Source organism: Mesorhizobium sp. WSM3626, from assembly GCF_000513935.1.
Classification (GTDB): Bacteria; Pseudomonadota; Alphaproteobacteria; order Rhizobiales; family Rhizobiaceae; genus Mesorhizobium; species Mesorhizobium salmacidum.
The window spans coordinates 1-8674 of sequence record NZ_AZUY01000083.1; the positions used below are offsets into that span (position 1 = coordinate 1).

At 59.6% G+C, this 8674-nt stretch carries 7 protein-coding genes and 1 riboswitch; of the genes, 2 read left to right on the forward strand and 5 right to left on the reverse strand.

Annotation, left to right across the window (positions count from 1 at the left end; translation table 11 throughout):
* Positions 1 to 1010: alkyl hydroperoxide reductase (locus M653_RS1000000137480; protein ID WP_032936538.1), on the forward strand; the 1010-nt coding region annotated here is incomplete at its 5' end.
* 578 nt (positions 1011 to 1588) lie between these two features.
* On the opposite strand, the gene M653_RS01000000134100 is transcribed toward M653_RS1000000137480, so the two are convergent.
* From M653_RS01000000134100 to M653_RS0130725, 3 genes are all read right to left on the reverse strand, one after another.
* A complete protein-coding gene (locus M653_RS01000000134100) occupies positions 1589 to 1996 on the reverse strand; it encodes a LysR family transcriptional regulator (RefSeq protein ID WP_027146724.1) in 408 nt (135 codons plus the stop codon).
* Positions 1997 to 2022: 26 nt separating this feature from the next.
* Positions 2023 to 2625 (reverse strand): acyl-homoserine-lactone synthase, encoded by a 603-nt coding sequence (locus tag M653_RS0130720; RefSeq protein WP_027146725.1) that lies wholly within the window; start codon positions 2623 to 2625, stop codon positions 2023 to 2025.
* 76 nt (positions 2626 to 2701) lie between these two features.
* Positions 2702 to 3451 (reverse strand): LuxR family transcriptional regulator, encoded by a 750-nt coding sequence (locus tag M653_RS0130725; protein WP_027146726.1) that lies wholly within the window; start codon positions 3449 to 3451, stop codon positions 2702 to 2704.
* A gap of 485 nt (positions 3452 to 3936) precedes the next feature.
* A riboswitch (cobalamin riboswitch) is annotated at positions 3937 to 4138 on the forward strand.
* 88 nt (positions 4139 to 4226) lie between these two features.
* Here M653_RS0130725 and metE point away from each other — a divergent pair.
* Positions 4227 to 6566 carry a 5-methyltetrahydropteroyltriglutamate--homocysteine S-methyltransferase gene (gene metE / locus M653_RS0130730; protein WP_027146727.1) on the forward strand — a complete coding sequence of 780 codons (2340 nt, stop codon included), beginning with the start codon at positions 4227 to 4229 and terminating at the stop codon, positions 6564 to 6566.
* A gap of 560 nt (positions 6567 to 7126) precedes the next feature.
* Here the strand turns inward: metE and M653_RS0130735 are convergent.
* A complete protein-coding gene (locus tag M653_RS0130735; RefSeq protein WP_027146728.1) occupies positions 7127 to 7816 on the reverse strand; it encodes a response regulator transcription factor in 690 nt (229 codons plus the stop codon).
* 661 nt (positions 7817 to 8477) lie between these two features.
* On the reverse strand, positions 8478 to 8674 hold a 197-nt coding region (locus tag M653_RS0130740), incomplete at its 5' end, for a PfkB family carbohydrate kinase (protein ID WP_027142917.1).

Consider the following 8674-nt stretch of genomic DNA (forward strand, 5'->3'; position numbering starts at 1 on the left):
AGCTCCAGGAGAAATACAAGGATCGCGGGCTTGAGGTTGTCGGAGTCGCAGCTTCTGAACGCGCTCCGACCGCGGACGAAGCGCGTACCAAGCTGGACGCGTGGTTGACCGAAAACTGCTCGTATCTGAATTATCGGATAGCGTTCGACTTCAAAGGCGAAATGGGCAAGCTTTGGATGGAACCCAGCCTCTCCCTCGGGATTCCGACCTCGTTCGTTGTCGATCGTGATGGCGCCATCGCCTTTATCGGTCACCCGATGGACCTCGCTAAGGTCTTGCCCAAAGTGATCAACGGCAGCTGGCGCACCAGCAAGCAAGCGAAGGCCGGTGATGCGAAGCGGATTGCCGAAGGTGAAGCCAGCATGCGCGAACGAGCCTTGAAGAAGCCGATCCTTGAGAAATTTCGGGCGGCGTCGGAGGCACAGGATTGGACGACGGCGCGCTCGGCCATCGACGAAGGCGTCGCCTTGTTGCCGGACGACCTCAATTTGCGCTTGCTTCAGGCGCATCTGCTGCTTCACGAAATACGCGACATGCGGGCAGGCTTGCCGGTCATCCAGCTATTGGTTCGCGACGCGATAGAGAAAAACTCCGATCTTTGGCTGGGTCAGGTGTTACAACAACTCTTCCATCCGGGGAGGGACAATTCGCACCTTCCGTCTGCCGAACGATTCGCGATGGGCAAAGAGCTGTCCGAGCACATCCTGGCACTGAATCCCCCGGAAGGCGAGGTCGACCTCAAGTTCCTACATTGTCCGGCGCTCGGTCAGTACTTTTACGAGACCGGCGACAAGGATCGCGCGATCGAGTTGGTCGAAGTGACAATGAAGTCGCTGGCGGATTGGCAGGATGGCTCAGACGAACTGAAACAGCAGCTTGGACCGGGGTTGCTGCAGGCCCTGGCCAACTACAAGGGTGAGAAGGTTTGTTCAGGAGATCTGTGTGCGACTCCACAAAAGGATTTCCCGATTGTCAAAGCGCAGACGGCGGAAGACCAAACATTAAGATAACGCGTAGGAAATGCTTTGGCCTCTCTAGGCGAGACTGTTGGGCGAGCGCACGCGCATCGTAACCGCAAAAGCGATTGAGGTCTGGGTCTATGCGCCGTGGCCTTCCTGGGTTGGATGGGATGCTGTCTCTCATCCCGCCTCTGTGTGCATCAGCAAAGGCCTGCCTGGCGAGCTCAGGCAGGACGCCGTCAATGATGGCCGGTTGGCGCGGCGCCCAAAAATCGGTGAGCTAAAGTCGGCATCGGTTCTCCAAAAACGGAGCGTCTTCGGCGCGAACCTTGTTGGGAGTGGTACTCCCCGCGGTGTCCTTCTCTGCCCGCAATACCCAAGGTGCAGGACTTCGCCTGCACCTCAAGAACCATCTCTGCAGCCGCCGCTCGGTTCAGCGTCAGCACGGATCATCCTGGAACACGGATCGCACAGGCTGGACGCCACAAGCTCTTTGGCCGTCAAGCCGGCCGCAAGAAGATCCGGCCAGATGTAGCTGCGCCTATGTTGTCTCCGTTCATGGCTGCGGATCGAGCGTTCGCTTGGGTCCGCCGCGACATCATTTCGCGCGCGGCCCGATGACGCTAGCATCAGAAGTCGGGATGATGCTTACGTAGAAACACGAGCAAGTTGGGATCCTTGCCCAAAGAGGCAACAACAGCACTGAGAAACCCGCAATCGCAAGGTGGCCTATCCGATCCGATTGACGACCGCTGACCATCGCTGTGGCCCGCTGTTTCCAGCCCCTGAAGCGTGTCATCCAGATCTTTGAGAATGCGTCGTATTTTGGTCAGGAAACGGTCGCCGGCGGCCGTCACCCTGACCCCGCTCGGATAGCGGTGGAACAAAGTCACGCCCAGTCTCAATTCGAGATCTTTGACGCGCCGGCTGAGCGCGGAATGATGAACCCTAAGGCGCCGGGAGGCGCCGAGGAAGCTGCCTTCCTCAGCCACAACAGTCGCATAGTGAAGCGTGATAAGTTGGATGGAGCGGCGCATGGCAGCTTTTCGGTGGGCGGATGCGATTACGATGTGGATTTGTTGCTGGCTGTGCTGCGTGTCTCTCGAAGCCTTTGCAGGGTGCGCTCATCAAAATTGGCTGTCACCGCGACCGTCTCTTCACCGCCGATTATTTTGGGCAGCCCAAGCGGCGTCACCTTGAAATGCAATTGCACCAGGCGCAGCAGCCAGAGTGGGTTCATTTCCACAATGATTGTGTCGACCCCGCTGCCGAGCCCCCACTCGACGATGCCGGACAAGAGTGCATTGGCAACGGGACTCAGCATCCGTCCCCGCTCGCGATATTGCGGCTCCACACAGTAACGCGACCATTCCCAGATGTTTTCTCCGACGGGACGCGTGCCTTCGCACAGCTCCGGTAAGATGTCCGACAGAAGATGAGGGCGCGTCGAAGGCAGCAAGCGTTGATAGCCGACGACGCGGTTGTCGGCGGTGAAAAGCATGTGGACAGCCCGCCTGTCGTCGAAACGGTCGACCTCACGACCATCTTCGCGCCACAGGTCGGTCCAGCCCTTTTCTTCGACAAACACCTTGTGGCGGAGGCGGAACGCCTGATCCAGTTCCGCCTGATATTCTTCGGCATTGTGCGACGTGACGACAAGAAGCATCTCGGGTGTCCTCCAGTTTCGAGGCCAACCCAATGGTTCATCGCGGACCGATGCGGCATCACGCGATTGCGTGAGGCTAGCTGATCAGCCCCAGCCGGAAAGCTTTTGCCACAGCATGCACATTGTTTGTCACGCCGAGCCTCTGGCGCACCGTTCGCAGATGTGTATCTGCGGTGTTGCGGCTGATGTTGAGGCGATCAGCGATGTTGTCGACGGTAAGGCCTTCAGCGGCCCAGCGCAGCACGTCCTGCTGGCGAGGCGACAGGCGCACGGGTGTCGAGCTTCGTTTTCCCTCGGCAAGAATGACCGCGCAACCGAAGGCGCAGGCGGCGACGAACTGAAAGGCGAGACGGTCGTGCGGATCTGGCTCGAGCTTCTCCCCTGCAACGGAAAATCCCACCGCCTGGCCGCTCAATGTTGCGAACGGAATCGTGAAGCCGTCGCGTAGCTTGAATTCTGATGCCTCGGCCATAACCCGTCGGCCGAAGGAACAAACGGTCGCAACCTGATCGATCTCGCTCCACCGGAAGGGCGTGGCCCCACGCTTCACAAGTTGGATGGTGGGGTCGCGATAAAGGTAGCCTTTCGAGAAATAGCGCTCCGACCATTGTTGAGGCCAGGCATCGAGCAGCACATGCGAGATCTGCTCGCGTCTCAGCGCTCGCGGCGGCGGGATCGGTCCCGCCAGCACGTTTCTCGCGCCAAACCGGTCGGCATAGGAAATCAGGTGNTGGCAGATTTCCTGCTNGCTTGANCTNTTGCGGATCTGATTGAGGAACTCGAACGTGTCATCGAGGTGCCGACGCCAAAGCGCAGGTGCTTCCATAACGCATTGCTTCCATGATTGTCGTTTGCCGCTGGGGTGAGATTGAGGGCACCAGGCTTCTCGCATCGCTGGCCGACCGGGTGCTGGCCGAAAACTGTCCTCGCTGTCGTTCAACCGGATGAGCGATGTTCGTCAGCGTGAGGTTGAGCATACCAGTCGGGCGGGCCGACCGGCGGTCCGATTCATCCTAGTGCGTGCATTACCGGACGCCGTGACCGGTGTGATTGCCTCTGCTATGCTCACTTCGAGTATATCGAAAATGTTGCTTCCAGAATGATCGGAGTCAACCCCTGCCAACTGGCAGGTTGGCACCTGCGACAGTTCGTCATTAAGGGTGGGGAGGAAAGCCGGACGGATTGCCCGAGCCCTCAAAAAAGGTCGCAATCCGACATTCGCAGGTTTTGCTGAGAAAGGACCGACTACAATATCGGATAACGACATAAAGATTTGTTTATATCTTCCTTGACAGGAATCTTCTCTTCGGCGAATGTCCAGTTGTCGATGGTTCTCTGATGCGGTCAGCCGCAACGGAGCTAAGAGGGAAGCCGGTGAAGATGCCGGCGCTGCCCCCGCAACTGTAAGCGGCGAGCCAAGCCCACTCAAGTCACTGAGGTCAATAGCCTCGGGAAGACGGGCTGAGGTGTCGACCCGCGAGCCAGGAGACCTGCCACGGCGAACAAGGTCCACAGGCGGGGTGTCTCGGTGGGCGTAGCAACCGGCTCGTCTGGTTGCCAACGTCTGCCTTGCGTCCACGTCCCAATCATCGGGGTATGGTATGTCTCTCTCTCACAAAGTTCCGGTTGCCACACTTGGCGTGCCGCGCATTGGGCGCCGTCGCGAATTAAAGCGCGCGCTGGAGGCCTATTGGTCGCGAAAATCGTCCGCGGCCGACCTTCTGGAAACGGCGCGGGCGCTCCGTGCCGCGAACTGGATTGAACAAGGTGACCGCGGCGTGACAAAGATCCCGTCCAACGACTTCTCGCTGTACGACCATGTGCTCGACACAGCAACAATGGTCGGCGCTGTCCCGCCACGCTATGGCTGGAGTGAGGGGGAAATCTCGCTGGACACATATTTTGCGATGGCGCGTGGCAGCCAAGGAGAGGCTGCTGGTGGCGATCATACCAATCATGGTCAGGCCGTGACAGCGCTGGAAATGACCAAGTGGTTCGACACCAACTACCACTACATGGTCCCGGAGCTCGCCGACGATCAAGCCTTTGCCCTCTCGTCGTCAAAGCCGCTGGATCACTTCCTTGATGCCAGGGCGTTGGGCATTCATACCCGCCCCGTCATCCTTGGGCCTGTTACGTTCCTCAAACTGGCCAAGTCGTCCACTCGGGACTTCAACCCTGTCGCGCTCCTGCCGCGGCTGCTGCCGATTTACGAGCTGCTGCTGCGCCGACTGAGACTGGCTGGCGCCGACTGGGTGCAGATCGATGAGCCGGCGCTCGTGCTCGACCTCATTCCAAACGAGCAAGACGCCTTCAACTTTGCCTACGATCGGCTGTCGCAAGCGGCGCCGCAGCTGAAAATCATGCTCGCCACCTATTTCGGCGGACTGGACGGTAATCTCGAGACCGCTCTTTCGCTTCCTGTGGCGGGCCTGCATCTCGACCTCGCGCGCGCTCCAGAACAATTGGAGGCGGTGGGCCGGCTTGCGCCAAAAGACCTGGTGCTTTCGCTTGGCCTCATCGACGGTCGGAACGTTTGGCGCGCGAACCTGCGCCCCATCCTCGACCGGATCAAGCCGGTGGTCGCCGGCTGGCCGCTGGAGCGAGTCGAGATCGCGCCCTCGTGCTCGCTTCTGCATGTGCCGATGGACCTGGAACTGGAAACGACGCTCGACAGCGACGTAAAGTCATGGCTCGCATTCGCGGCGCAGAAGATGGACGAACTGACCACGATCGCCCGGGCCTTGTCCGAAGGCCAGGAGGCGGTTGCAGCAGTGCTGGAGTCTTCCACCCAAGCAGCCGCCGCGCGTTTGACGTCTCCGAAGATCCATGATCCGCTGGTCGAAGGACGCCTCGACTTTGTCGACGAGAGCATGACGCGCAGGAAGAGCGGTTTTTCTGAACGCTCCAGGCTTCAGGACGAAAGGCTCTGCTTGCCGCCTTTCCCGGCCACCACGATCGGCTCTTTCCCGCAAACGCCTGAGGTTCGCAATGCGCGTGCGGCCCATGCAAAGGGAGAACTGAGCTATGTCGACTACGAAGCCTTCCTGAGGAAGGAGATCGAAGCAGCAATCCGTTGGCAGGAGGAGATCGGGCTCGACGTTCTCGTGCACGGCGAGTTTGAACGAAACGATATGGTGCAATATTTCGGCGAGCAGCTTTCCGGCTTCGCCTTCACGCAGCACGCCTGGGTGCAGAGCTACGGGTCGCGCTGTGTCCGCCCCCCGATCATCTTTGGCGACGTATCGCGGCGCAATCCGATGACTGTACGCTGGTGGCAGTTCGCCCAATCACTGACAGGCAAACCCATCAAAGGCATGCTCACCGGTCCCGTGACGATTCTCAACTGGTCCTTTGTACGCGACGATCTCGCGCGCTCGGTGGTCTGCCGTCAGATCGCGCTCGCCCTCCGCGGCGAGGTGGGCGATCTCGAAAGCGCCGGCGCCAAGGTGATTCAAATCGACGAAGCTGCACTGCGCGAGGGCTTGCCGCTTCGCAAATCCGAGTGGAAGAATTATCTCGAATGGGCCATCGAATGCTTTCGGCTCACCTCGACGGGCGTGTACGATGCGACCCAGATTCACACGCATATGTGCTACTCCGAATTCAATGACATCATAGACGCGATCGCGGCGATGGATGCCGATGTGATCTCCATCGAAACCTCGCGCTCGCAGATGGAATTACTCGACGCCTTCAAAAGCTTCAATTATCCGAACGAGATCGGACCGGGCATCTATGACATCCACTCACCGCGGGTGCCGGGTGTCGACGAGATGACGAATCTGCTCTCGCAGGCGCGCCAGCGCCTTCGCGACAGTCAGATTTGGGTCAACCCCGATTGCGGTTTGAAGACACGTCAATGGGAGGAAGTCCGTCCCGCACTCGTCAACATGGTCAAAGCCGCACGTTGCCTGAGAGACGCGGCGAAGGCGGCCTAGCAAATGTTCTATGCCGCCGCCCGGTGGACGACGGCATAGAGTGCAGTGGAGTGGTTAGAAATGACTGCCGGCGCCAGGCGCCCCGTCGAGCATGTCGCATTTCGTCAGAACGCCGCAGAAGCGGCACGCTGATGGGCACTTATTCGAGGGTCCGGTTTTCCTCCGAGCCCCGATCGTTACACGATCGAATGACGCTGCCTTGACGTCCGAGCGTATCTTTGGGCAAGCCGAGCGCCGAGTCCACTGAACCTAACCCCCTAGCGTCGTCACATGATGCCGTTTGACCCTGCGTGGGAAGTGGCCATGACCTCCATTCGCCTGAGCCGCTAACTGCTGGCTTGGCTTGTACCAGATCCTCTCACCCAAAAGTTCGGCGTCGGCGAGCGTGCAGGTTCACCATGTCGTCGCTCATCGGTAGCCATTCCTGCCAAAGGAGGGTTGTTGCAGTCCCACCCTATCCGGAAGCGCCTATGACCACCGCAAAGCCGTTCGCTCGCTACAGCGCTATTGAGGGCGCGCTCGCGAGCAGCTTTGCTCCACACGAGCACACGATCGTCAATTCAGATTTCCTGCTCTTCGAGCGCATAGCCGGCCGAGCGTATGGTTCGGATGACGTTGTGGGGCGAGAGTGCCTTTCTCACTCGACTGATATGGACATCAACGGTACGCGCGCCGACATGGATGTTGGCGGGCCAAGCGGCGCCAACCAGTTCGTCGCGGCTGCACACCTTGCCAGGATTTTCCATCAGGTGACGCAGCAGGTTGAACTCGAGTGGGCCAAGATGGAGTTGCTGCCCATTGCAGTGCACCCGACGGCTGCCAAGCTGCATATTAAGCTCGCCGCAGGTCAGCGACCCTCCATTCGCTCCGTTGGAAAGCAGCGGCGTCCGCAGCTTCCTGCCTAAATATCCAAGCAATTTAGCCGGTGCGAAGGGCCGCAGGAAACTTTCGTCGATGCCGGCCTTGAGCAGATCGAGCTGTTGGTGCTCGGCGCCGGACGCGATCAGGGCGATCACGGGCAGGGCGTCCGTTTGCAGCTCGCCTTTCAGCCGGGCGCAGATCCCCGGGCCGACAGGGCTAGCCGGTTGGCAGTCTAGGAGAACAGCCTGCGGCTCACGCTCAGTCACCTGTCGAATCGCCTCCTCGACGCCGCCGGCCAGCTCGGTTGCAAAGCCATCCGCCCCCAGAACGTGACTGAAGAACAGGTAGAACTCGGCATCCTGCGAACAGATCAGGATTAGTGGCTTCATATGTTGGTCTATCAGTCCAAGCATTTAGCGCCTGTCGCGAGCCAGCTCGCTCCTAAGCGCCGGTGCGCCTGCTATTGCCTCTGCCGATGCCAATGGACACTCGCCTGATGGCCCTGCGGTCGATCGGCAATTTGGTGTCGCCGTGGAACGAGGACCCAAACACCCCACGTGGGGTCTTGCTCAGCCGCGAGCGATCGAGAGTGTGGATCAGTTGTTGTATCAGGTCCGCCAAGCTGACCCGGCGGGTACGATCCGGGCTGCTGCGACCGGGAGTCCACGTCAATCGCAGCTATCAGCTCGGCGCAGGATCCCGCCGGTAAACTCGACCCCTCCTTTATACGCGCACAATCTGATGCCAACCTGACAAGGTGGCTTGCTAGGGGCGTTCCACCCATCGCAGTGTCGCTCCGCGTCATCAATGCCTCCTGCAGTTCCTTGTCTCAAGACCAGAAAAATCAAAATGCGTGCCAACGCGAAGGGAGCCGCTGAAATGATTTTGTGACTTTTATTTCGGAGGTTTAACGAGAATGCAGCAGAAGATGGGGCCTAACCCACAGTGTCGCGGACTCGACAAACGCAACATTGCTGTCGCCCGCCTGGCGTGCTTTCGGTCCCTCGCGCCCGTGATGGAGCCGTCAGGGACCAAGTCTTCAAGCTGTGCCTACAACAACCCCGCCTGCTCTGCCTCTTTGCGCAGGTTCTGCCGTGGCCTTGGGCCGATCTGCTGGATCACCAATCCGGCCGCCAGTGAGCCAAGATCGCCGCAGGTCTGGAGGTCGCGGCCCTGTGTATAGCCATGCAGGAAACCGGCGGCGTAGAGGTCGCCGGCGCCTGTCGTGTCGACCAGTTCCTTGATGG